Origin of the sequence: Komagataeibacter swingsii (genome assembly GCF_003207895.1) — a bacterium.
In the GTDB taxonomy this organism is placed as follows: domain Bacteria; phylum Pseudomonadota; class Alphaproteobacteria; order Acetobacterales; family Acetobacteraceae; genus Komagataeibacter; species Komagataeibacter swingsii.
In genome coordinates, this window is the sequence record NZ_NKUB01000002.1 from 127,248 (window position 1) to 152,247 (window position 25,000).

The 25,000-nt window shown below is 62.2% G+C and carries 22 protein-coding genes; 8 read left to right on the forward strand and 14 right to left on the reverse strand.

Features of this window, described 5'->3' with window-relative positions:
* Positions 1 to 6: 6 nt before the first annotated feature.
* The 8 genes from CFR76_RS02395 to pstC all read right to left on the reverse strand — a co-directional run bounded on the left by CFR76_RS02395 (position 7) and on the right by pstC (position 7,548).
* Positions 7 to 609 (reverse strand): nitroreductase family protein, encoded by a 603-nt coding sequence (locus tag CFR76_RS02395; protein ID WP_110555651.1) that lies wholly within the window; start codon positions 607 to 609, stop codon positions 7 to 9.
* A gap of 50 nt (positions 610 to 659) precedes the next feature.
* Positions 660 to 1,409: an ABC transporter ATP-binding protein gene (locus tag CFR76_RS02400; protein ID WP_110555652.1), complete on the reverse strand. Its 750-nt coding sequence runs from the start codon at positions 1,407 to 1,409 to the stop codon at positions 660 to 662.
* A complete protein-coding gene (locus tag CFR76_RS02405; RefSeq protein ID WP_110555653.1) occupies positions 1,406 to 2,239 on the reverse strand; it encodes an ABC transporter permease in 834 nt (277 codons plus the stop codon). The genes CFR76_RS02400 and CFR76_RS02405 overlap by 4 nt, the downstream gene beginning before the upstream one ends.
* Positions 2,240 to 2,428: 189 nt before the next feature.
* A complete protein-coding gene (locus CFR76_RS02410; RefSeq protein ID WP_110555824.1) occupies positions 2,429 to 3,850 on the reverse strand; it encodes an FAD-binding oxidoreductase in 1,422 nt (473 codons plus the stop codon).
* 305 nt (positions 3,851 to 4,155) lie between these two features.
* Positions 4,156 to 4,851: a phosphate signaling complex protein PhoU gene (gene phoU / locus CFR76_RS02415; RefSeq protein ID WP_208623910.1), complete on the reverse strand. Its 696-nt coding sequence runs from the start codon at positions 4,849 to 4,851 to the stop codon at positions 4,156 to 4,158.
* A 17-nt stretch (positions 4,852 to 4,868) separates the two neighbouring features.
* Positions 4,869 to 5,666 carry a phosphate ABC transporter ATP-binding protein PstB gene (pstB, locus tag CFR76_RS02420; protein WP_110555655.1) on the reverse strand — a complete coding sequence of 266 codons (798 nt, stop codon included), beginning with the start codon at positions 5,664 to 5,666 and terminating at the stop codon, positions 4,869 to 4,871.
* Positions 5,663 to 6,562: a phosphate ABC transporter permease PstA gene (gene pstA / locus CFR76_RS02425; RefSeq protein WP_110555825.1), complete on the reverse strand. Its 900-nt coding sequence runs from the start codon at positions 6,560 to 6,562 to the stop codon at positions 5,663 to 5,665. The genes pstB and pstA overlap by 4 nt, the downstream gene beginning before the upstream one ends.
* An 8-nt stretch (positions 6,563 to 6,570) precedes the next feature.
* Positions 6,571 to 7,548: a phosphate ABC transporter permease subunit PstC gene (gene pstC / locus CFR76_RS02430; protein WP_110555656.1), complete on the reverse strand. Its 978-nt coding sequence runs from the start codon at positions 7,546 to 7,548 to the stop codon at positions 6,571 to 6,573.
* 255 nt (positions 7,549 to 7,803) lie between these two features.
* Here pstC and CFR76_RS02435 point away from each other — a divergent pair, with 255 nt between their 5' ends.
* Complete coding sequence (locus tag CFR76_RS02435; protein ID WP_110555657.1) at positions 7,804 to 8,031, forward strand: hypothetical protein; 228 nt, start codon at positions 7,804 to 7,806, stop codon at positions 8,029 to 8,031.
* Between the two features lie 148 nt (positions 8,032 to 8,179).
* The gene (locus tag CFR76_RS02440) at positions 8,180 to 9,535 is read left to right on the forward strand and encodes an inorganic phosphate transporter (RefSeq protein WP_110555658.1); all 1,356 of its coding nucleotides are present in this window, start codon (positions 8,180 to 8,182) and stop codon (positions 9,533 to 9,535) included.
* 195 nt (positions 9,536 to 9,730) lie between these two features.
* On the opposite strand, the gene ppk2 is transcribed toward CFR76_RS02440, so the two are convergent.
* The 3 genes from ppk2 to CFR76_RS02450 form a co-directional block, all read right to left on the reverse strand.
* The gene (gene ppk2 / locus CFR76_RS02445; RefSeq protein WP_110555659.1) at positions 9,731 to 10,642 is read right to left on the reverse strand and encodes a polyphosphate kinase 2; all 912 of its coding nucleotides are present in this window, start codon (positions 10,640 to 10,642) and stop codon (positions 9,731 to 9,733) included.
* Positions 10,643 to 10,692: 50 nt separating this feature from the next.
* On the reverse strand, positions 10,693 to 10,857 hold the full coding sequence (locus tag CFR76_RS17925; protein ID WP_167402027.1) for a hypothetical protein: 165 nt from the start codon (positions 10,855 to 10,857) through the stop codon (positions 10,693 to 10,695).
* A 390-nt stretch (positions 10,858 to 11,247) separates the two neighbouring features.
* Entirely contained in the window at positions 11,248 to 12,183 is a 936-nt protein-coding gene (locus tag CFR76_RS02450) for an AEC family transporter (protein ID WP_110555660.1), read from the reverse strand.
* A gap of 281 nt (positions 12,184 to 12,464) precedes the next feature.
* Between CFR76_RS02450 and bfr the strand changes: the two genes are divergently transcribed.
* Complete coding sequence (gene bfr / locus CFR76_RS02455) at positions 12,465 to 12,953, forward strand: bacterioferritin (protein ID WP_110555661.1); 489 nt, start codon at positions 12,465 to 12,467, stop codon at positions 12,951 to 12,953.
* Positions 12,954 to 13,020: 67 nt separating this feature from the next.
* On the opposite strand, the gene CFR76_RS02460 is transcribed toward bfr, so the two are convergent.
* A complete protein-coding gene (locus tag CFR76_RS02460; protein ID WP_244191734.1) occupies positions 13,021 to 13,683 on the reverse strand; it encodes a TetR/AcrR family transcriptional regulator in 663 nt (220 codons plus the stop codon).
* 401 nt (positions 13,684 to 14,084) lie between these two features.
* Between CFR76_RS02460 and CFR76_RS02465 the strand changes: the two genes are divergently transcribed.
* The 5 genes from CFR76_RS02465 (at position 14,085) to CFR76_RS02485 (ending at position 21,503) form a co-directional block, all read left to right on the forward strand.
* Positions 14,085 to 15,071 (forward strand): HlyD family secretion protein, encoded by a 987-nt coding sequence (locus tag CFR76_RS02465; protein WP_110555662.1) that lies wholly within the window; start codon positions 14,085 to 14,087, stop codon positions 15,069 to 15,071.
* Positions 15,068 to 17,836, forward strand: coding sequence for a ribosome-associated ATPase/putative transporter RbbA (rbbA, locus tag CFR76_RS02470; protein ID WP_110555663.1), 2,769 nt, complete (start codon positions 15,068 to 15,070; stop codon positions 17,834 to 17,836). The genes CFR76_RS02465 and rbbA overlap by 4 nt, the downstream gene beginning before the upstream one ends.
* A gap of 4 nt (positions 17,837 to 17,840) precedes the next feature.
* The gene (locus CFR76_RS02475; RefSeq protein ID WP_110555664.1) at positions 17,841 to 18,968 is read left to right on the forward strand and encodes an ABC transporter permease; all 1,128 of its coding nucleotides are present in this window, start codon (positions 17,841 to 17,843) and stop codon (positions 18,966 to 18,968) included.
* Positions 18,968 to 20,404 (forward strand): TolC family protein, encoded by a 1,437-nt coding sequence (locus tag CFR76_RS02480; RefSeq protein ID WP_167402035.1) that lies wholly within the window; start codon positions 18,968 to 18,970, stop codon positions 20,402 to 20,404. The genes CFR76_RS02475 and CFR76_RS02480 overlap by 1 nt, the downstream gene beginning before the upstream one ends.
* Positions 20,405 to 20,855: 451 nt before the next feature.
* The gene (locus CFR76_RS02485) at positions 20,856 to 21,503 is read left to right on the forward strand and encodes a TetR/AcrR family transcriptional regulator (protein ID WP_110555665.1); all 648 of its coding nucleotides are present in this window, start codon (positions 20,856 to 20,858) and stop codon (positions 21,501 to 21,503) included.
* A gap of 34 nt (positions 21,504 to 21,537) precedes the next feature.
* Here the strand turns inward: CFR76_RS02485 and CFR76_RS02490 are convergent, their stop codons facing one another.
* Positions 21,538 to 22,818, reverse strand: a complete 1,281-nt coding sequence (locus CFR76_RS02490; RefSeq protein WP_110555666.1) for an NAD(P)/FAD-dependent oxidoreductase — start codon at positions 22,816 to 22,818, stop codon at positions 21,538 to 21,540.
* Positions 22,819 to 23,022: 204 nt separating this feature from the next.
* Complete coding sequence (locus CFR76_RS02495; RefSeq protein ID WP_110555667.1) at positions 23,023 to 24,534, reverse strand: aldehyde dehydrogenase family protein; 1,512 nt, start codon at positions 24,532 to 24,534, stop codon at positions 23,023 to 23,025.
* Positions 24,535 to 25,000 lie beyond the last annotated feature (466 nt).

Sequence of the window (25,000 nt, forward strand, 5' to 3'; positions counted from 1 at the left end):
GTCCCTTCAGGATTCCGGTTCAGGAAAGCGCCCGGCAAAGGCGATTTCCGCCAGGGGCCTGCGGGTGGAAGGCGCTTCCCGCCCGCGCAGGGATTCAGGCAGGCTCGCCGCCTCCCCCTGCCGCCCGATGACGATGGCGGCATTCAGGGCGTAATCATCAGGCAGTTCCAGGCCGGAACGCGCCTGCCTGTGGTCGAACCCGCTGATGGGATGGGCCGCCCACCCGGCCCTGCTCAACTGGAGCTGCACCAGCACCGACGCCGCGCCCGCATCAAATGAATGGGTGGGCGCGGGCACGGGTTCGGCAGCCCCACCGCCTGTCACGGTATGGGACGCGACATAGACCAGCGCCGACGCATTCTGCGCCCAGGCATGGTTGAACGGGATCAGCCACGACAGGAAACGCTCCCAGTCCGGGGTATCCCTGCGGGCGTAAATGAAACGCCATGGCTGCGCGTTATAGGCGGATGGCGCCCACCGGCCGGCATCAAGGAAGGACAGCAGCGTCGCCTCATCAATCGGGGCGGGCGTGAAGGCGCGCGGGGACCAGCGGTCAAGGATCAGGCGGTCCACGGGGGTATCGGATACACGGTCAGGGGCTTTGGTCATGTCAGGCCTGCAGGGTTGGAAAGGGAAAGGATGGAAACATGCGGGCGCGCCTAGTCATCATGCACGCCCAGCGCATCCAGCAGGGCGCCACGCAGATGGATGAAGCCCGGATCGGCATGATGGCGCGGCCGGTCAAGGGGAATGGCAAGGTCGGTGCGGATACGGCCATGGTCCAGCACAATGGCGCGGTCCGCCAGCATCAGCGCTTCATCCACATCATGCGTGACCAGCAGCACCGCGCAGCCATGGCGCGCCCATAACCGCGCCACCAGCCGCTGCATTTTCAGCCGCGCCAGCGCATCAAGGGCGGCAAACGGTTCATCCAGCATAAGGAAGGCGGGTTCACGCACCAGCGCACGCGCCAGCGCGGCGCGCTGTGCCTCCCCGCCCGACAGGGTCAGCGGCCATGCATCGACGCGGTGGCCCAGCCCGACTTCCCCCAGCACCGCAACAGCACGCTCGCGGCGGTCAGCCCCCGCCTGCCCCAGCACGACATTGTCCCACACCCGTTTCCACGGCAGCAGGCGGCTGTCCTGAAACACGACCGAAACCGCGTCGGGGCGGGCAAGCGTACCTTCATGCACCGGGTCAAGTCCCGCCAGCGTACGCAGCAGGGTGGACTTGCCCGAACCGCTATGGCCCAGCAGGGCCACGAATTCCCCCGGCGCGATGGTCAGGTCCAGCCCGTCCAGCACCGCAGGCCCGTGCCCGAAGCGCCGCGTCAGGCCATGCACGGCCACGCCGCCATCCCGCGATGGCGTCACATCATGCATCCCATCCGCCATGGCCACCGCGTTCATGCCGCCTGCCCTCGCCCGTGAACCGGCCGCCATGACAGGAACGCCCGCTCCATCAGCCGCACGACCTGGTCCGATACAAGGCCCAGCAGGCCGTAGATCACCAATCCCACCATGATGATGTCCGTGCGCATGAAGTCCTGCGCCTCCATCATCATGTGGCCAATCCCGCTTTCGGCATTGACCTGTTCCGCCACCACCAGCATGAGCCACGACATGCCCACCGCGAAACGCAGCCCCACCAGCAGGTCGGGCAGCGCACCGGGCAGGATGACGTCGCGGATGGTCTGCATGCGCGAAAGCCCCAGCGTGCGGGTCATTTCCAGCAGGCGGGGATCAATCGAACGGATGCCCTTGTGCAGGTTGAGATAGACGGGAAAGGTCGCCCCCAGCGCGACAAGGGCGATCTTGGGCGTCTCCCCGATGCCAAACCACAGGATGAAGAGCGGCACCATGGCAAGGGCGGGCAGCGTGCGCAGGATCTGCAGCGGGGCATCGACAATATCCTCGCCCAGCCGCGACAGGCCCGACACCAGCGCAAGCCCCACCCCCAGCACCACGGCAATGGCAAGGCCAGCGGCCGCGCGGGCAAGGGAGACGCCAAGGTTCGCACCCAGCGTACCATCGCGCAGCAGGCCCCACCCCGTCATGATGACCTGGACAGGGGACGCCACCAGACGGGTGGACACAATCCCCGCCGAACACGCCCCCTGCCACAGCAGCACCGCAATGACCGGCGCGGCATAACGCAGCAGAGCGCGCGCATCCACGCATTGAAACACGGTGCGCCCATGCCACCTGACGGACGCGGAGGGAATGACATTGGCGGGCATGCGCGCCGATCCTTCATGCAGGGGCGTGCGAAACGGCCTCGCCCAATCCCCGCACTATGAAGGAAAATAAGATTAATACAACTATTTTTGTGTTTATTTTAACATATGAGATCGTTGCGTGCTTTATAATTCCACATATGATATTGTTTAATTCCCATTGCCTCCCTCCTCGATGGGAGGCGTCCGGTCTCACCCCTGATACACACGCCCCGGTGGCAGCAGCTTGCCGGGATTGAGGATATGCCGGGGGTCCATGGTGTTCTTCAGCGCGCGCATGACGCTGAGCGTGCCATCACCATGTTCGGTTTCCAGGAATTCCAGCTTGCCCATGCCCACGCCGTGTTCCCCGCTGCATGACCCACCCAGCGCCAGCGCGCGGAACACGATCCTGCGGTCTAGATCCAGTGCGCGGGCATATCCCTGCGGCGTATGGTCGGTAATGATCAGGGCATGGAAATTACCATCCCCCACATGGCCCAGCAGCGGCACGCGCAGGCCGGACTGGGCAATATCTTCCCGCACGCCCGCGATCAGTTCCGCCAGGCGCGAAATGGGCACGATGCAGTCGGTGGAAATGACGCGCGCGGTCGGTTCGATCGCCTTTGCCGCCCAGAACGCGTCATGCCGGGCTTTCCACAGCCGCGTGCGGTCCTCCGCCGTGTCAGCCCAGGCGAAGGACAGGCCGTTATTGGACAGGGCGATCGCCTCGGTCTGGGTCACCTGTTCGGCCACCGCCGCCGGGGCGCCTGCGAATTCAAAGAACAGCGTGGTCAGCGGTTCGTACCCGCTCAGGCCGGAATAGCGGATGGAGGCCGCCATCTGCACGTCATCCAGCAGTTCAACGCGGCTTATGGGAATGCCGCATTGGATGATTTCGATGGCCGTCCGCACGGCGTCGTCCAGGTCGGCAAACTGGCAGACGGCGGCCGAAAGGGTTTCGGGCCGTCCATGCAGGCGAAGCTGCACCTCGGTTACGATGCCCAGCGTGCCTTCCGACCCGATGAACAGGGATGTCAGGTCATACCCTGTGGAGGACTTGCGCACACGACCGCCCGTGCGGATCACCTCTCCCGTCGCCAGCACGACCGTCAGCCCAAGCACATTTTCCTTCATCGTGCCATAGCGCACCGCCGCCGTGCCCGACGCCCGGGTGGCGCACATGCCGCCCAGCGTGGCCTCGCCGCCCGGATCGACCGGAAAGAACAGGCCCGTATCGCGGATCCGCGCATTCAGGGCCTGACGGGTCAGGCCGGCCTCCACGCGGCAGTCTAGGTCCTCGGCGTTCAGTTCCACGATGGCCGTCATGCCCGACAGGTCAAGGCTTATGGCATGTTCCGCCGGGGTTACGTGCCCCTCCACCGATGTCCCGGCGCCAAAGGCCACGACCGGCACCCGGTGGGCATGGCAGGCCCGCAATACGGTTGCGACATCATCCGTCGATTCCGCAAACACCACGGCGGCAGGCAGGCGCGCGGCGTCCATGGCCTCGCCATGGCTGTGGGCTTCCAGCACGGAGGCGGACGTACTGACCCGCGCCGCCATGCCATTTTCACGCAAGGCAGCCAGCACACCGTCAAGACGCTCGGCGGGGGGAGAAAGGCAATCAGTCATGCAGGGGAACCATCCGGTCAGAACACAGCAAAGCGCCATTGTAACAACACATGCGATAATGACCATGCCCCCTGCCGCCATCGCGGCACATGCCCCACATGACACAAGCGGGCGCAATGGCAGGGCTGTTTCCCTGCCGCGCCTGCATTATCCCGCTGCCATGATGCATGGGTGGAACCGGAAACTGCCTGAAAAGTCGGATCAGGAACGTTCTTGGGGACGCTTTTTTCACGAAGCCATAAAGAACGCCGCCTTTTAAAACAAAGGCGGCGCCCAAAAACTTTTATTGTTTTTTTATGATTTTTTCAGTCAAACGTTTTCCCACGCGGCCGTATGATCGGCAGGATATTGCCGGTTACGGCATAATACACGCGTTCTGAAATATTGGTGGCATGGTCGCCAATACGCTCAAGGTTCTTGGCAATGAACAGCAGATGGGCACAGGGACCGATATTGCGCGGGTCTTCCATCATGTATGTCACCAGTTCACGGAACAGGGAGACATAGAGTTCATCCACCGCCGTATCCGAATGCCAGACAATACGCGCCAGTTCCGGGTCGCGCTGGTCCATTGCATCAAGGGTGCGCCGCAGGTTTTCCTGTACCAGCCGCCCCATGCTGTGCAGTCCCGTCAGCGAAATGGGGCATGACAACAGTTCGTTGCGCATGGCGCGGCGCGCGATCGAGGCCGCGCAATCCCCGATACGTTCAAGGTCGCCCGAGATTTTCAGCGCGACCACCACCTCGCGCAAATCGCCCGCCATGGGGGCGCGCAGCGCCAGCAGGCGAATGACCAGCGCCTCGGTCTCGCGTTCCAGTTCATCAACCTGCGGGTCCATTTCGGGCGCGTCCAGGGCGGCGTCCTCATCATGTTCGACCACGGCGGTAATGGCCTGCGCCACCTGCCGTTCCACCAGGCCGCCCATCTTGTTCACCAGCGAACGGAGCTGTTCAAGTTCCTGTTCATAGCTCTGGACCGTATGTACGGATTCATGTGGCATCATTACTGCTTTCGCTGTCAGCCGAAGCGGCCGGTAATATAATCCTGGGTGCGCTTGGCATGGGGCGCGGTGAACATCTTGTCCGCGGTGTCCACCTCCACCAGTTCGCCCATGTAGCAAAACGCGACACGGTCCGCGCATCGCGCCGCCTGCTGCAGGTTGTGCGTCACGATGGCGATGGAGAATTCCTGCTTCAGTTCATCCAGCAGTTCCTCGATCCGGGCGGTGGAAATCGGGTCGAGCGCGCTGGTCGGTTCATCCAGCAGGATGACCTCGGGGCGTGTCGCGATGGTGCGGGCAATGCACAGGCGCTGCTGCTGCCCGCCCGACAGGGCGGCGGCGGAGGCATTGAGCCGGTCCTTGACCTCGTTCCACAGCGCCACGCGCCGCAGCACGCCTTCCACGCGCTGGTCCATGTCCGCGCGCGACAGGCGTTCATGCAGCCGCACGCCAAAGGCGATATTGTCGTATATGGACATGGGAAACGGCGTGGGTTTCTGGAACACCATGCCAATGCGCGAACGCAGCACGTTCACATCCAGCCCGGGCGAGAGGATGTTGCGCCCGTCAAACAGCACCTCCCCCGTCGCGCGCTGGCCGGGATAGAGGTCATACATGCGGTTGAGCACGCGCAGCAGCGTGGACTTGCCGCAGCCAGATGGCCCGATCATGCCCGTGACCTGGTGCACCGGGAAATCCAGCGAGATGTCCTTCAGCGCATGGTTGCCGCCGTACCAGAAATTCAGGTTGCGGATCGCCAGCGCCGGCAGGACCGTATCGCGGCCCATCGGGTCATCCATGATGATTTTGTTCATTGTTGTGCAGATCCATTACGCGTCAGCCACCAGCGGGCGAGGATGTTTGTCGCAAGCACCGCGACGGTAATCAGCAATGCCCCGGTCCATGCCATCTGCACCCAGTCATCATAGGCCGAACCGGCGTACTGGTAGATCGTGACCGGCAGGCTGGCCATCGGCGCGTTGAGGTTGGTGGACCAGTTCAGGTTGCCAAGGGAGGTAAAAAGCAGGGGCGCCGTCTCGCCCGATATCCGCGCCAGCGCCAGCAGGATGCCGGTCATGATGCCGCCACGCGCCGAACGCAGGCAGACATTCAGAATCACCCGCCAGCCCGGCGCGCCCAGCGCATAGGCCGCTTCCCGCATGGCGCGGGGGACAAGGCGCAGCATGTCCTCTGTCGTGCGGACGACGATGGGGATGAACAGCACCGCCAGCGCCAGCGTGCCCGCCATGCCCGAAAAATGCCCCGCCGGCTCCACGATGATCAGGTAGATGAACAGCCCCACCAGGATGGACGGCACCGACAGCAGCATGTCCGACACGAACCGGACCAGCGAGACAATCCGCCCGTCCTGGCTGAATTCCGACAGGTAGATCCCCGCCATCATGCCGACCGGCGTGCCGATCAGGGCGGCAAGGCCGGTCTGTTCGCAACTGCCGATGATGGCGTTCGCCAGCCCACCGCCGGTACCGGGGGCGGCCGTACTGTGCAGGAAGGTGGGAAGCGACAGCCCCCCTGCCCCACGTGTCACCAGTGTCCATAAAATCGAGAACAGCAGGAACAGCACGACAGCCGTCGCCATGGCGCACAGAAGGCTGACAGACCGTTCAACCAGCCTGCGCCGCACGGCCTGCGCGCCACCGCGCTGCCATCCACCGGCATCGGTGGGTTGCGATTGGGAAGCCGACATCATGGACATCCTCAACTTGACGTGCCGCGCTGCAGGAAGATGCGCGAACAGGCCAGGGTAATGAATGAAATGATCATAAGGATCGCCCCAAGGGCCAGCAGGGCGGACAGTTTCAGGCTGCCGGCCGAACTTTCGGGAAATTCCAGCGCGATCAGCGAGGCAATGGTGTTGCCCGGCGCGAACAGCGACCAGCCCATGCGGTTGCTGTTGCCGATGACGAAGGTCACGGCCATCGTCTCGCCCAATGCACGCCCGGTGCCCAGCATGATGCCGCCCATGACCGCCTGCCGCGACCATGGCAGGACCACCTGGCGCATCACTTCCCACCGCGTGGCGCCAAGGCCGAAGGCGCTTTCCTTCAACACGGCGGGAATGGAGACGAATACATCCGTCATGACCGAACAGATGAAGGGCGTGATCATGATGGCCAGGATCAGCCCGCCACTCAGCAGCCCGGTGCCGTAGGGCGCGCCACGGAACAGCTGGCCGATGCCGGGCACGTGGCCCAGGTAATGCGTGACCACGGGTTCGATGTAATGGGCCATGAACGGCACGACGATGAAAAAGCCCCACATGCCGAATATGATGGAAGGCACGGCCGCCAGAAGCTGCACGGCGGTTTCGATAAACCGCGCCAGCGCGGGGGACGCCATTTCCACCAGCCAGAACGCCACGCCAAAGGCAAGGGGCACGGCAAAGACAAGGGCGATCAGGGTTGTGACCAGAGTGCCGAAAATCGAGGTCGCGGCGCCAAAATGGTTTGAAATCGGGTTCCATGCCGTGCTGGTGATGAAACCGGGACCAAAGGCGGAAAATGCCTGCCAGCCCCCGCGGACCAGCACGATGACGATGCCGACCATGACCAGCAGGATGAACCACCCGGCCAGCCGGGCGAGCATGCCAAAGACCAGATCACCAAACCGCCCGCGCGCATTCGTATCCATTGCGACACCATCGCGGGCCGTAATGGTGGATGGAAGTTCCATCATGTAATTCCAGATGTGTATGACACAACAGCAGCACTAGGCCGTCATGGCGCACTATTGCAATAATAACCTGATCTGTTTTGTATGAAGTTTTTATGACACCCGACATTACATGCATTCCCGCATGTATATTTGCGCCTGTCATAGAAAGTTCATCTATTTCCGGTTGCCCGCGCAGGCGAACTATTGCATAGCACCCGCATCGGGAATGGCGTTGATACACCATACCCTAAAGAAAAACAGGCAGGAAGCAGCCTTATGTTTGAATCCAGCGTTATCGAGATAGACGGCATCTTCGTTGGCATCGTTTTTCACAACGGCCCCGATGAACCCTATGAATTCCGGGCCATGCATGAACGCGTAACGCAGATGGACGGAGACATCCTGCCCACGTTCGAGGCCGCCGTGGCGCAGGCCCGCACCCGGTTCCGGCTTGGTCGCGCCAAGGCCCCGCGCGCCATGGACGCCACGCGCCTGCGGGCCTGACCCCCCACCGCCCGGCCACGGGGCGCAGGCGGCATGCCTGAATTCAGGACCAGAATATGAATATTATATTAAAACACAACAGAACACCTTATATTTGAATTTATTTTACTTATGGTGCGCATGACAATAACTACTGGTGTATTGTTTCATGCTCCACTTCGCGCCATATTCAGCTTTTTCCATCATTGCACTGGTCATATGCTTCGCGCTTGTCTGCATCTTTGAATTCGTAAACGGATTCCATGATACGGCCAATGCCGTCGCGACCGTTATCTATACCAGATCACTCAAGCCCCGTACCGCCGTCATCTGGTCGGGGTGCATGAATTTTGTCGGCGTGCTGCTGGGGGGCATCAGCGTGGCCTACGGGCTGGTTGAACTGCTGCCGGCGGATGTCCTTTCGCCGCCCAACGGCGACCCGGCCGTGCCGATGCTGATTTCGCTGTTTGGCACGGCGCTGGCGTGGAATCTGTTTACGTGGTGGTTCGGTATCCCGAATTCCAGTTCCCACTGCGTCATCGGCGCGCTGATCGGGATCGCCATCGGGGATGCGCTTTTGCATACGCGCGACCTGGGCAATAGCGTTGACTGGTCGCAGATATGGAAAATCCTGCGCGCCCTGGCCATTTCTCCCCTGCTGGGGCTGGTTGGCGCGGGTGGCCTGTATTTCATTATCAAGCACCTTGTCCACGATCCCGAACTGTACCAGCCACCGCAGGGTGACAGGCCGACACGTGGCTGGGTCCGTGGCCTGCTGATCCTGACGTGCACCGGCGTCAGCTTTTCCCATGGCAGCAATGACGGGCAGAAGAGCATTGGCCTGATCATGCTGACCATTATCGGCATCCTGCCCGCGACCTTTGCCCTGGCCCCCGACAGCGCGCCGCGTATTCCCCATATCGCGGAATACGCCACCAGCGCGGCACCGCTGATCGAACAGTATGACCATGACGGCCTGCGCGACGAAGCCATGGCCGCCGTGGGCCGCCTGTCCCGGGCCGATGCGGAACATGTTGTCCCCTCCGTCCTGCGCGCGGACATGTATGAAGTTGTCGCGGGCCTGAAGGCCGTGTCAGCCAACCCCGCCGCATCGACCCACGAACGGGCGCTGGCGAAGGTGCTGGGCAACCAGATGCGCCCCGTGGTGGAATACGCGCCATGGTGGGTGCGCCTGCTCAGCGCGCTATGCCTGGGGATCGGCACCATGATCGGCTACAGGCGGATCGTGCATACGCTGGGTGAAAAGATCGGTAATACGCACCTGACCCCGGCACAGGGGGCATCGGCCGAACTGGTGGGCGCGGGCCTGATCGCAACCGCGGGCTATACCGGCCTGCCGGTCAGCACGACGCATATCATCACCGCCGGTATCGCGGGCACCATGCTGGGGTCCGGTTCGGGCATCAACCGTGGCATGCTGGTCAAGATTGCGCTGGCGTGGGTCTGCACCCTGCCGGTGACCATCACGATCGCGGCCGGGCTGTTCTATATCCTCAATGCCTGATCCTGTCTGACACAGATGAAAAAGGAACCGGGGCGCATGATATATTCGCCTCGGTTTTTATATAAATAACAGTATAGAATTTCGGACAGTTTCATAAAAGATACCTGAAAAAAATCATGCAAATTGTAAAAAGCTTCAAAAAAAGCCACCTTTTTGAAAAAAGGTGGCACACAAAAACTTTTATTATTTATTCTTTCAGTATTTTTGCGGCACGATCATGGTATCGGGCACAGGTTGGCGAATGTAATCGGGGCTGTAAACACGTTCGGGCAACCGCACTTCGGGTTTGCTGACATCATGATAGGGCACCTGTGACAGAAGGTGGCTTATGCAGTTAAGCCTGGCTCTCTTCTTGTCATCAGCCGGAACGATCCACCATGGGGCTTCGTCAATATTTGAACGTTCCAGCATGATTTCCTTGGCCAGCGTATAGGATTCCCAACGCCGCCTGCTTTCCAGGTCCATGGGGCTGAGTTTCCACTGCTTCAGCGGGTCTTCCATGCGGGCACGGAAACGCAGTTCCTGCTCATCATCGGAAATGGAAAACCAGTATTTGACAATCTGTATCCCGCTACGCACCAGCATGCGTTCAAATTCGGGAACGGAGCGAAAGAATTCCTCATATTCATCATCAGTGCAGAAGTTCATGACCCGCTCGACGCCCGCGCGGTTATACCAGCTACGGTCAAACAGAACGATTTCGCCTGCTGCCGGCAGGTGACTGACGTAGCGCTGGAAATACCACTGCGTGCGCTCCCGGTCATTGGGGGCGGGCAATGCCGCGACACGGCATATGCGCGGGTTCAGGCGCTGGGTAATGCGTTTTATGACGCCCCCCTTGCCTGCCGCGTCCCGCCCTTCACAGATCACCACCAGCCTGTGCCCGGTTTCCTTGACCCAGTCCTGCAACTTGACCAGTTCACCCTGCAGGGACAGCAGTTCACGGAAATACGCCCGCCTGAAATCAGGCGTGCCGTTGTCCTTGTCCGAACCAAGGCGGGCATCATCCAGTTCCAGTTCGATTTCTTCATCAATATCGTCCAGAACTTCCGCACGCAGGCGACTGCGTTCCCATGCTGCATTGTCACGGCCGGGATGTTCGGTCATGTCGGGGTCATCTCCATCTGGTTTCCTGATCATGCAAGGAAGGCGGAACATCAGAATTCATCATGAATATATTCTTCGTCTTCTTCCATCATGTCGGGTGGGGTGGCAGGTAATGCCCGCTTTGCCTGTCCCCTTGTGTCTTTCCACACCAGGACAAGGGCTGGCTGCCATTCCTCATGGATATGCGGCGACTTCGGTTCGGTATCCTGTTTCATGATGTCCATTCCTGTCCAGACGCCTATATCAGGTCATAGGCATGAAGAGGTATAGGACAGCACGCGACATAAAATATGAATATTTGGTGAAATCGTATTTTACACAATCACGAATACGAAACATATAATCATTACATTATTTACATTGCAACCCGAAATAAAAAATCATCCACGGTGCATACGGCAAGTCATGCTGGTTTCCCCGGTGAAACCTTACCTTTATTGCTTCAGGGATGAAGTGCGCATCGACCTGCGCTCCCAGCGTCGCAAGCAGGTCTGAAACAGGCGCGCCTGACCACCCATCCTTACCAGATAACCTGCCCATGCCGCCTGCCCCTCCTGCAGGGGCATTGCATTCCAGAGACAGGCTGGACCCGGATAATTCGCGCCCTATCCCGTACAGGCAATGAACAGCGCCATCGTCAGGACCGACACCACGGCGCTGAGGAACAGGGTCGATGCCGCTTCCTGCTCATCCGTTCCGAAACGCACCGCAAGAATAACGACCACCGTCCCCACCGGAATGGACAGGGCGAGCACCGCGGTACGGATCACCTCATGCGGCATACCCAGCATGGCCAGCAGCAGCCACGACAGGGCGGGAATGACAATATTACGTACGGCGACAGTAACCACCACAGGCAGCGTTACCGAAACCCGTTGCAGGAACAGCACGATCCCCGATGCGAACAGGCCCACCCCGGCCGCCGCATTGCCCAGCAGTTCCCCTGACCTGAGCACAGACCGCGGCAGGTGGACACCCGATACGACCAGAAGCGTCGCGGCAATCGGCGCCCATACAATCGGTTCCCTGCATGACGCGATGATCTGCGGCACAAGCCGGGCCTGTTCGGGCGGTCCGGCATGGGTGCTTCTGGACAGCATGACCATGCACACCGGCGTCTGGACCAGCACCATGGCGAATACGGCGGCCGAAATGGCTACCGACGTACTTGCATGCCCCACCAGTACCGGCAGCATGGCTGACCCGATGAAGGGCACCGATGGCGCCCCCATGGCCAGTCCCTGCAGGGCGGACGACGTCGCATCGCGCCGGAACACATAACGCGACAGGGCATAGGCCACGCCGAAACTGCCGCACATGATCCCGAAAACCGACGCCGCCAGCGGCAGTTGCCCTGCCAGGATGGTGCGCGGCATGCCCGCGATGCCCACGAACAGGTTGAGGGGAAAGGCGTACAGCATGACCATCCGGTTCAGGACGGAAACCTGCTCCCCATTGAAATCATGGTGCCATCCGGCACGGTAGCCCAGCACGAAAACCACGATGAGGGGCAACATGGCGGCAATGATGGTCGAGAGCATACAGCGTGGTTATCCCGTGGCTTACGGATGGGTACGGCAGGAAGGAACTGGCAGGAATGATGGGGATGCCCATGATGCGGCGCGCATGGCCCTGACCGTGGCGCAGGTCGCTGCCCCATGCGGGAAAGGCGCGGCGACAGGTGCGAAAAAATGCATATCTTATATTTTACAACAAGAACTATCTCTATTAACGCCCTGATAAATAGTAATTTTTGATTTACAAATCCCTGTTGAACCCAATATGGTCGATCCTGCCACAATTTATCATAGCGAGTCACGTCATGCCGATCAAAGATCCGAAGGTGATCGAACACCTGAACACGCAACTGACGAACGAACTGACGGCCATCAACCAGTATTACCTGCACGCCCGCACGCTGCGCCACTGGGGCGTGACGCTGCTGGGCAGGAAGGAATACGCGGAATCGATCGAGGAGATGAAACACGCCGACTGGCTGATCGAGCGCATCCTGTACCTGGGCGGCCTGCCCAACGTGCAGCGCTACAACCAGATCCTGGTGGGGCAGGACGTGGAGGAAATCCTCAGATGCGACCTGAAGCTTGAGGAAAAGGCCATTGGCGACCTGCGCGCGGGCATCGCCTATTGCGAAAGCGTGCGTGACTTCGTCTCCCGCGACCTGTTCCTGAAGATCCTGGTCAACGAGGAGGAGCACGAGGACTTCCTCGACCGCCAGTTCGACCTGATCCGCCAGGTGGGGATCGAGAAATACATCCAGCTCAATTCCGCCCCGGCCCCCGATCAGGAATAAGCGGGTATCGCGCCACGCTCCGCCCCCGCGGTTACGTGGGCCGGTGTTTTGCCCCGCTCACCGGCCCCTAATCTTGCCGGGGGCGCGCGCGCGTGCCGTTCAGGAACAGTTCCACCGCCTGATCGATATGGCGACGCATGGCGTCATCCAGCCTGACCGCGATCAGGCCCAGAACGGCCTGCTGGAACGGATACTGGATCACGGCGGCCGTCAGGTAATCCGCCGCGAAGGCGATATCATCAATCTCGATTTCCCCACCCTTCACGCCTTCATTCAGGGCGTGGCCGATCAACTGCGCCGCCCTGCGGGCGCCATGGGAATGGATATTGCGGGCAAGTGCCGGAAACTGCCGGCTTTCCGCCGAAACCACGCGGTACATCCCCACGCTGCGATCCGTCAGCAGCCAGTCCAGCAGCAGCGTGCAGACCGAAACCAGCCGCGAGCGGATATCCCCATCCGCCGGCACCAGCAATGCCAGCGCATCCGGCCGGATATCGATGGTCGTGCTGACCACGGCTTCAAACAAAAGGGGCTTGCTGCGATAACGCGCATACAGGGTGCGTTTCGTAACGCCCGCCGCCTCCGCCACCATATCCATGCTCGTGCCCCGGAACCCAAGGTCGAAGAACAGCCGGACGGCTTCCTCCAGAATCCTTTCGGACAGCGTCGCGGCCTCCGCGATGGAGGGGCGGCCCATGCGGGCAGGCCGGGGGCGTTCCTTGTCTGGCATCCTGTTGCTGCTTTCCTTATGACCCTGCGGCCGGTCCCGCATGCGGGCAGCCCGTTTCCATGGACTGCCCGCACATAACGCACACATGACCTGTGCCGAAACATAAACCGCACCGAACGGGATATTTTACGGGTTGCTTTCTTTTTTAAAATTAAAATACACTTATGCGTATACATATTATAAGGAACGTCCACGCCCGGCCTTCCCCGTCCGGTGGCCGGACGTGATTTTTTTATCGGGAAAGTTCGGGTATCCGCCTCTGGATCAATGCATGGCCTTGCATTTCCGTCGAGCATACACCCCAACGGCAGGACAGCCTGCGTCGACCTTGAGGAAAGTTTCATGATCGCGTCATTCCCTTTTCACACGACCTGCGCGGGACAGCACGAAGGCCCGGAGGCATGAAGTGGCGTGACGCGGCGATTGGCGCGGGTGTTGCCGTGATCGTGGCGGCGGGCGGGGCCGGCTGGTATATGGTCCAGCACCGTGGCGACCTGCCTGCCGGGCTTGCGCGCGCCAACGGGCGTCTGGAACTGGCGCGCATTGACGTGGCGGTCAAGTATCCCGGCCGCATCACGGAACTGGATTTCCATGAAGGCGACGTGGTCGCCAGCGGCCAGGTCCTGGCCCGTGAGGATGACACCACCGCACGGGCGCAACTGGACGCGGCGCGCGCCCGTCTGCGCGCGGCACAGGCGGATGTCGCCCGCGCGGGCGCCGAGCGCGATGCCCGCCTGTCGGCCCTGCATCTTTCACAGCTTGACCTTGACCATGCCCGCACCATGTTCCACCAGCACCTGGTGTCCGACATGGAACTGTCGCAGCACCAGACCAGCCTCGATACCGCGACATCCGCCGCCGATGCGGCGGGCCGGGCCGTGGACGCGGCGCAGGCGGTAGCCGATGCGGCGCAGGCGCAGGTCACGGAAGCGGCCGCCGCGGATGATGACATGACCATCCGCGCGCCCGTGGCGGGCCGGATCGAATATCGCATCGTGGAAAAGGGCGCCGTGCTGCCCGGCGGCGGGCGCGTGGCGTCCCTGCTCGACCCTACGGACATGTACCTGACCATCTTCTTCCCCTCGCAGCAGGCCGGGCGGCTGCGCGTGGGTGATCAGGCGCGCATTGCGCTGGACGCCCTGCACCAGCAGGTGATCCCGGCCACGATTTCCTTCATTTCGCCCGAAGCGCAGTTCACCCCGAAATATGTCGAAACCACCACCGAGCGTGACAAGCTGGTCTATCGCGTGAAGCTGCGCGTCTCCCCCGAAACGGCCCGGCATTATGGCGACGTGCTGAAATCGGGCATGACGGGCGATGGCTACGTGCGCATCGACCCGTCCGCCCGCTGGCCCGCGACACTTGATGTAGCCGATGCCCCGCAATGAGCGCCGGTACGCCGCATAGCCCGGCAGGCATAACCGTTACGGGGGTGACCCACCGCTATGGCGCGGTCACGGCGCTGGACAACGTGACGCTGGACCTGCCCGCCGGGACCACAATCGGCCTTGTCGGGCCGGACGGGGTGGGCAAGTCCACCCTGCTGGGCCTGATTGCCGGCGTACGCAGGCTGCAATCGGGCACGGTGTCCGTGCTGGGATCGGACATGGGCGACCGCCGCGCGCGTGAGGCGTTCCTGCCGCGCGTCGCCTTCATGCCGCAGGGTCTGGGCCGCAACCTGTATCCCACGCTGTCGGTATGGGAAAACATCGATTTCTTCGCCCGCCTGTTCGGCATGGATGCGCGGGCGCGCGACGCGCGCATCCAGCGCCTGCTGGACGCCACGGGCCTGGCCCCCTTTCCCGACCGGGCGGCGGGCCACCTGTCTGGCGGCATGAAGCAGAAGGTCAGCCTGTGCTGCGCGCTGGTGCATGATCCCGACCTGCTGATCCTGGATGAACCCACCACGGGCGTCGATCCGCTATCGCGCCAGCAGTTCTGGACGCTGGTGGACCAGTTACGCCGGGAACGGCCGTCCATGTCGGTTATCGTCTCCACCGCGTATATGGACGAAGCAGAACGGTTTGCGTGGCTGGTGGCCATGGATGGCGGCAAGGTCATGATCAGTGACCGGACCCATAACGTGCTGGAACGCACCCATACCACGTCGCTGGAAGACGCCTACATATCGCTGCTGCCCGACGCCAGGCGCCAGCAGGCCAGCGGTTTCGTCATCCCGCCCTATGCCAATCCCGGTGGCCCCCCCGCCATCGAGGCCGAACACCTGACCCGCCGCTTTGGCAGTTTCACGGCGGTAAGCGATGTCAGTTTCACCATCAGCCGGGGCGAGATCTTCGGCTTTCTCGGCTCCAACGGCTGCGGCAAGTCCACCACCATGAAGATGCTGACCGGCCTGCTGGACGTAACCAGCGGCACGGCAAAGCTGTTTGGCGAACAGATCACGGCGGGCGACATGAAAACCCGCATGCGTATCGGGTACATGTCGCAGGCGTTCTCGCTGTACGAGGAACTGACCGTGCGCCAGAACCTCATGCTGCAGGCGCGGCTGTACCGCATGTCCGCCGACAGGGCGACGCAGGCTGTCGAACAGTCGCTTGATTCGTTCGAGCTGCGTCCCTACGCCGATGTCAGCCCGGCCTCCCTGCCACTGGGCATCCGCCAGCGCCTGCAACTGGCGGCGGCCTGCATCAACAACCCCGAAATCCTGATCCTTGACGAACCGACATCGGGCGTGGACCCGGCCGCGCGCGACATGTTCTGGCGGCACCTGATCCGCCTGTCGCGTAACGGGCATGTGACGATTTTCGTGTCCACCCATTTCATGAACGAAGCGGCGCGGTGCGACCGGATCTCGCTCATGCACCGGGGCCATGTGCTGGCGGTCGGCACGCCGGCCGAACTGGTTGAAAAACGCAGGGCGCCCAATCTGGAAGCCGCCTTCATCGCCTATCTGGAAGATGCCGAGGCGGCAACCGATGCGCAGGCCCCGCCCCCGAAACCCGCGACACCCGCGCGCGCATGGTGGCACGGGGTCAGCAAGGGGCTGGCCACCCGCTTTGGCGGGCTGGGCGGCAGCTGGCTGCCACGGGCATGGGCCTTCGCCCGGCGCGAGGCGGTCGAACTGCTGCGCGACCGGCTGCGCCTGACCTTCGCGCTGATCGGGCCGCTAATCCTGCTGGTGGTGGCGGCGTCGAGCATTTCGTTCGATGTGGAGGGGATCGGCTTTACCGTCAGCGACCATGACCGCACCACCATCAGCCGCAACCTGATCGACAGTTTCCGTGGCTCGGCCTATTTCCATGAACGCAGCCCCGTGGCCGACGCCGATACGCTGGACCGCGCCATCCGCAATGGCCATGTCCAGATGGCGCTGGATATTCCCGCGGGCTTCGCCCGTGACATGGAAGCGGGACGCAGGCCGGAAGTGGGGATCATCATTGATGGCGCGGTCCCGTTCCTTGCCGCCAATGTGCGTGCCTATGTCACCGGCGTGCTGGGGGGATATGCCGCGACCCTGGGCCGTGAACTGCCCCGTGGACCCGTAACCCCCATCACGATCGAACCGCGTTTTTCCTACAACCAGGAATTCCGCAGCATTTACGCCATGACCCCCGGCGTCATCATGCTGGCGCTGATCCTGATCCCGACCATGCTGACCGCCCTGGGCGTGGTGCGGGAAAAGGAGGTGGGGTCGATCGTCAATCTCTATGCCTCCCCCGCATCGGTGGGGCAGTACCTGATGGGCAAGCAGGCGCCCTATGTGGCGCTGGCGACGATCAGCTACTTCATGCTTGTGGCGGTGTCCGTGATCGTCATGGGCGTGCCGCTGAAGGGATCGCTGCTGGCGCTGACGGTGGGCGGCGTCCTGTTCGTGCTGTCGGCCACGGGGCTGGGGCTGCTGATCTCGACCTTTGTCAGTTCACAGGTCGCGGCCATTTTCGGCACGTCCATCATCTGCCTGATCCCGGCGGTCAATTTTTCCGGGCTGCTTTATCCCGCCTCCACCCTGACGGGGATCAGCCGCATCGTGGGGCTGGGCTTTCCGGCCTCATGGTACCAGCTCATCAGCCTTGGCTGCTTTACCAAGGGGCTGGGGACCAGCAGCTTCTGGCCCATGTATATCGCACTGGCCGCCTTCGGGGCGGTGTACATGCTGGCGGCGCGCCTGCTGCTGAAAAAACAGGAAGCGTGACGGCATGATGCGCTGGCTGGTCAATGTCGGTCTTCTGTGCGGCAAGGAACTGCGCAGCCTGGTGCACGACCGCGTGCTGCTGGGGCTGATCGTGTTCGCCTTTACCGCCGGTGTGCTGCTGGTGGCCAATGGGGTGAAGGTGGAAGTGTCCAACGCCACCATCGCCTTCATCGACGAGGACAATTCCGCCCTGTCGCGCCGGATGCGCGATGCGGTGCTGCCGCCCTATTTCAAGCCGCCGGTGCTGGTGGACCGCGCGCAGGCCCTGCAGGGCATGGATGAAGGCGACTACATTTTCATCGTCGACATCCCGCCCCGGTTCGAGGCGGACGTGAAGGCCGGGCGCACCCCCGCCGTGCAGTTGCGGGTGGACGCCACCGCCATGACGCAGGCGGGTCTGGGCACGGCCTACCTGAATGAAATCATGCTGGGGGAAGTCAATGACATGCTGCATTTGCCGGCACTGGTGGACCAGATCCCCTTTACCGCGCCGAGCCGCATCCGCTTCAACCCCAACAGTGAATCGAAGTGGTTCACCTCGGTCATGCAGATCGTGACCAACATCACCATCCTGTCCATCGTGCTGGTGGGGGCGGCGGTCATACGCGAACGCGAACATGGCACGCTGGAACACCTGCTGGTCATGCCCGTCACGGCCAGCGAGATCGCGGTGGCCAAGATCGTCACCAACGGGCTGGTCATCTTTGTCGCGGCCATCGTGTCGCTGTGGCTGGTGGTACATGTCTGGCTGGGGGTGCCGCTGGCGGGATCGGTCACGCTGTTTGCCGCGTGTTCGCTGCTGTACCTGTTTTCAGCCACGGCGCTGGGCATCATGCTGGCGACGGTCGCCCCCACCATGCCGCAGTTCGGGCTGCTGGTGGTGCCGGTCTATGCGGTGGCGTACCTGCTGTCGGGGGCCGCGACGCCGGTGGAAAGCATGCCCGCCGCCATGCAGGTGGTGGTGCGCTTCCTGCCCACCACGCAGTTCGTCAACCTGTCACAGGCCATCCTGTACCGTGGCGCGGGGCTGGGCGCGATCATCCAGCCTTTGCTGACCGTAACCGTGACGGGGATTGTATTTCTTGTATTTGCGCTCGCGCGCTTCAGGTCCATGTTGGCAAGGCAGGAATGATGAAGAACAGATTGGCACGGGTCGCCTGCATGGGGGGCGTTGCAATGGCCGTGGGGCTGGCGGGGTGCTCGCCATTCCGTACGCGCGTCCCGGCGTCGCATGTCACGGTGCCCGGACAGTTTTCGCAAATGCCCGCGAACACGGTACCCGCCACCGACCTGACGCGCTGGTGGGAAGCATGGCATGACCCGGCCCTGGCGCGGGCGGTGGATACGGCCCTTGCCGCCAGTCCCGACATCCGCATCGCGCGTGACCGGGTGCTGGAGGCCCGCGCAATGCACACGGTCGCGAAATCCGCGCTGTACCCCACCGTGGGGGCAACAGGTGACATGATGGGTGGCGGCATGTACTGGCGCAACCCCGGCACCCTGCCAACCAGCAATGACCCCGGCACTGACGGGCATCTGGCAGGCATTGGCGCATCATGGGAACCCGACCTGTTCGGCGGTCGCCATGCGGATGTGAAGGCCGCAAAGGCGGGCATGAAGGCGGAGGAAGAATATTTCCATGGCATACAGATGGTCATCGCCGCCGACGCCGCCAATGACTACCTGCAGGCGCAGGGACTGCAGCGCCAGATCGCGCTGACAGACCGCAGCATCGGCATTCTTGAACAGTTGCGCCGGTATGGCCAGGCCCGTTTCACCGCAGGACAGGCGACGGCGGCGGATGTGACGGGCGTTGACCAGAAACTGTCTGACCTGAGGGCGCGCAGGCCGGTGCTGGTCGCACGCCTTGACCTTGTGCGCAGGCGTCTGGCCGTGCTGTCGGGACAGGCGCCCGAAGGGCTGCCGGCCCTTGCGCCGCCGCCCGCCTATTACGTGCCCGCGCCACCCGTGGGGCAGATGCCCGATACGGTGCTGGAGCGCCGCCCCGACATCCGCGCGCGGCGCGACCAGGTGGATGCGGCGCTGAACCGGCTGAAAAGCGCCAAGACCGACCTGCTGCCCCGCTTCGGGCTGGAATTCTTTGGTGGGGACGGACGGTTGCGCTTTGACGGCATTCCCGGCCTGTCGGGCACGGGCGGCCTGATCGCGCTGACCACCTATTTGCCGATCTTCACCGCCAATCGCATACAGGCGCGCATACATGCGGCCAGTGCACGGCTTGATGCCGCGGTCGCGGGATATGACAGCAGCATCCTGCACGCACTGGCGGAAGTCGAGGATGGGTACGAAAACCGCCTGAGCCTTGACGGGCGCGATACCGACCTGACCCGCGCGCAGCATCAGGCCGAACAGGTCGCCGGTGACATGATGGGGCTTTACACAGGCGGGCAGCGTACCTTCGGCGATGTGCTGAGCGCACGCATGGCGGCACTTGATGCACAGGCCAGCGTGCTGGACAATCAGGACGCCCGCACATCCGCCACCATACAGCTTGCCCGCGCGCTGGGCGGTGGCTGGCAGCCTGAAAGCGTTGCAGCGCATAAATGACCGGGCGCGTTTCATGCCCCACAGGGTCATGGAACGCCGTTATGGATACGCACCCGGCCCCACACCCATGGCGGTAACGGCGATCCCATGCATCAAACGCGGCCAGGGCGCGTATCGCGGGCAGGCTCGGCCCCGCATTCCAGACCCGCGCATGGACTGCGCCCGTGCAACGCCCCGTCCATACGGGCAAAAAACACGGATGCGCCCGTGACGCCCCGCCGTGGCACGGACGGGCATGGACAGGGGTGGAACCGCCGCCCATCAGCCAGTGGCCAGGCCGTTTCCGGCCCGTGGCTCGACATGGCCTGATACTCGTGGCAGAACGCATTACCTGTCAATGTTGCCGCTGTGCTGGCGACAAAGGCCCGCGCTGGCCATGATCCACCATTTTCTCGCGTCTTGAATGTTCACGATGCGCTGCTGCATGATGACCCGGACAAGAGGAGATTGAATGAAGCCCGCTGCCCCGACCCTTTCCCCCAAGCCGGGTTTACGTGAGCGCAAGCAGGCACGTGCGCGCACCACCCTGATTGCCGAGGCAATGCGGCTGTTTTCCGCCCAGGGCTATGACCAGACCACGGTGGACGAAATTGCCGATGCGGCCGAAGTCTCGCGCCGGACCCTGTTCCGCATGTTCGAGACGAAGGGCGATATCGTACTGGCATGGACGCGGGGCATGACACAGACGCTGAATGACGCCCTGGCTACCTGCCCCGCCGACATGCACCCGGCGGATGCCATGATGCATGCCTTTACCTCGCTGGTGCCACGCATCGCGGCGAACCGGCAGGATACCTATGCTTTTGTCTATCTGATTGAAAAGACGCCCTCGCTTCAGACAGTCAGCTTGCAGAAATACGGCAAGTGGGAGGACTGCCTGGCGGAAGGGCTGGCAAAGCGGATAACCGAACGCAGGAACCGCCGGATGGCCGCGCGCCTCATGGCACGGGGCGGGATCGCCATTTTCCGTACGGCGCTGGATGAATGGATCCGGCTGAAGGGGCGGCCCGCGCTGGTACCGCTTTTGCAGAAAACCTACGAATTGCAGGCGTCACTGTGGCCCGGCCATGAAGGCGCCGGGCCAGAAGACGCTGCCTGAGACAGCAGGCAGCGGTAAATAGGCCCGCGCCGCGTCAGTCCAGACGCACGGACGGGCGGACAAACACATCCAGCCAGTCCACAAGGCAGGACATCAGGCCACGGAACGTGCCATAGATTTCGAACTGGTGCTGGCGATACAGCATCAGGTGCACCATGCGCGCGCTGATCCCGCGCAGCCAGCCACCACCGAATACCTTGCCACCGGGGAACGTGCCCCAGCCATTGTAGTCACCAAGTGCGACGACCGCGCCCTTGTTATGGAATGCAAAGGCGGGCATCGGGCGGCCATTGATCCACGCGGGCATGTGGCGGGCCAGGTGATGGGCCTGCTGGCGGGCGGCCTGCGCGGTGGGGGCGACGGGCTTGTCCGCGATGAAGGCGCAGTCGCCCATGGCGAAGATGCTGTCATCTTCCACAAGCTGCAAAGTCGGGCGGACCTCAAGCTGGCCGGAGCGTGACAGTTTGAGGTCACCGAATTTGCGCGTGACATCGGGTGCCTTCACCCCTGCCGCCCAGACACGCAGCGTTGCGGGAATGCGCGTGCCGTCCTTGAGCATGAAGCCCTTTTCATCCGCGCCGCTGACCATGGCGGAGGTTTTCACGCTCACGCCGATCTTCTCAAGTTCCTTCTGTGCAGCAGTCGAGACCGCCTCGGGGAAAGCCGGCAGGATGCGGGGGCCTGCCTCAAGCAGGGTGATGTTCAGCTTGGGCGGCTTCTTGCCGAAGCTGTAGAGCGAGGCAAGGTCAAGCGCCTTGTGCAGTTCGGCCGCAAGCTGCGTGCCGGTGGCGCCGCCACCCACGATGGCGATGTCAAGCTGTTCGTTATTGCCGAACGCCTTGAGCAGTTCCATGCGGAAACGGTCATTGAAGCCGTTGGCATCCACAAGGTTGTCAATGAACAGGCAGTGCTGGGCCACGCCGGGGGTGCCGAAATCATTGGCGCGGCTGCCGATCGACAGCACCAGCGCGTCATATTCCAGCTTGCGCTCGTCCAGGATCACCTCGCCCGTCGGCTCGACAACCGGGGCTAGGGTAATGGTCTTGGCCTTGCGGTCCATGCCCGCGATTTCGCCGGGCCAGAATTCAAAATGATGGCGGCTGGCCTGCGACAGGAAGCTGATGCGGTCATTTTCGTTGGCGGCCGTGCCCGCTGCAAAACAGTGGAGCATCGGTTTCCACACATGGGCGAAGCTCTTGTCAACCAGCGTGATTTCCGCACGGCCCGACCTGCCGATCGAATCCCCCAGCCGGGTAGCCAGCGCCAGACCGGCCACACCACCGCCTACAATCACGACCCGAAACTTTTGTGCCATCCTATGCCTCTTTTTTACTTCTGCCGCACAGTGTCCCGGTCCCGTGGGAAAAACCCTGTCGCATATCCTGAAATACCGAAAACTGCCTTGTGCCGGACCCTACGCGCATGGCCCCGGCAACATGGCGCGGCAGCCGGCCCGCCAAACCGGCCCGACCGCCGCGCCACACCTTGTGGGCTACGGGGCTTTCACCCCATCAGCGGATCAGAAGAAGCCGCGCTTCTTGTCGCTGTAGCTGACCAGCATGTTCTTGGTCTGCTGGTAGTGCTCAAGCACCATCTTGTGGGTTTCACGACCGATGCCGGACTTCTTGTACCCGCCAAACGCCGCATGCGCGGGATAGACGTGATAGCAGTTGATCCACACGCGACCTGCTTCCAGCCCGCGACCCATGCGGTAGCAGGTGTTGGCGTCACGGCTCCACACACCCGAGCCGAGGCCGAAGGGGGTGTCGTTGGCGATGGCCAGCGCTTCTTCTTCCGTCTTGAAGGTCGTCACGGCCAGGACGGGGCCAAAGATCTCTTCCTGGAAGATGCGCATCTTGTTGTTGCCCTTGAACACGGTCGGCTGCACGTAGCACCCGTTGTTCAGGTCGCCAGCAAGGTCCGGACGGCCGCCACCGGTCAGCAGTTCGGCGCCTTCGCCCTTGCCAATGTCGATGTAGGACAGGATTTTTTCCTGATGCCCGTGCGAGTTCTGCGCGCCCATCATGGTGTTGGGGTCCAGCGGGTTGCCCTGGCGGATCGCCTTGATGCGCGGCAGGGCGCGTTCCATGAACTTCTCATAGATCGATTCATGCACCAGCGCACGGCTGGGGCAGGAGCAGATCTGGCCCTGGTTGAGCGCGAACATGGTGAAGCCTTCGATCGCCTTGTCCAGGTAATCGTCGTCCTTGTCCATGATGTCGGCGAAGAAGATGTTCGGCGACTTGCCACCCAGTTCCAGCGTTGCCGGGATCAGGTGTTCGGCGGCGGCGTGCGCGATCATCTTGCCAGTGGGCGTGGAACCGGTGAAGGCGATCTTTGCAATGCGGTCGCTGTTGGACAGGGCCGCACCCACGTCCTTGCCCAGGCCGTTGACGATGTTCAGCGTGCCAGGCGGGAACAGGTCGCCGATCAGTTCCATCAGCACCAGCATGGAAGCGGGCGTGCTTTCGGCGGGCTTCATGACCACGCAGTTACCGGCGACCAGCGCGGGGGCCAGCTTCCACGAACCCATGAGCAGCGGGAAGTTCCACGGAATGATCTGGGCCACGACGCCCAGCGGCTCATGGAAATGGTAGGCGATGGTGGTGGCGTCGATCTCGCTCAGCGTGCCTTCCTGGGCGCGTATGCAGCCGGCGAAGTAACGGAAATGGTCGATTGCCAGCGGGATGTCGGCGGTCATGGTTTCACGGATGGGCTTGCCGTTGTCCCATGTCTCGGCCCGGGCGAGCAGGTCGAGGTTCTTTTCCATGACATCGGCTGCCTTGAGCAGGATCAGCGCGCGGTCGGCCGGCGCCATCTCGCCCCATGCGGCCCGGACCTTGTGCGCGGCATCAAGCGCCAGTTCCACATCGGCCGCGGTGGAAGCGGGCACTTCACACAGTACGCGGCCATCGACGGGGGATGTATTGGTCAGGTAATGACCATCGACCGGGGCGACCCACTTGCCACCGATATAGTTGCCATAGCGGGCCTTGAACGGGGGGGCTGCTGATATGCTGTCTGACGGCATGAAATACTACTCCAGAAATTATTTTGAAATCAGGAAACGCTAAAGGGGATGCGTATGGTTATTTATTAAATCCCTGCGGATATTCCTGATTTTTACACTAAACCCAAAACACAGGCATGGATCTGGTCTGGATGACTGTCCAGTTCGCACGGCAATCATTTTGTGTGAACATGATCCCCTTTCAAACCGGACTGCCTTCTGGCCACACCCCGGTCGTTTCCGGGGCGCCATCTATATTCATAGGTATATAGACAAAGCCCTGACTGCAAGCTGAAACTAGGTAACGTAAACGTGAGTTATGCATCTAGTGCCATAAGGCCCACAGTGTAAGTTATTATATATCAATATGTTATGTTAATTTATGGTTGGAAAATATTTAATTTCCGCGCCCGATACCTGAATCGAAACAGGTGGTGCCTGCCCCGATCAAGGCACCGGGTGACACGGACCCACCATCACGCCCGCA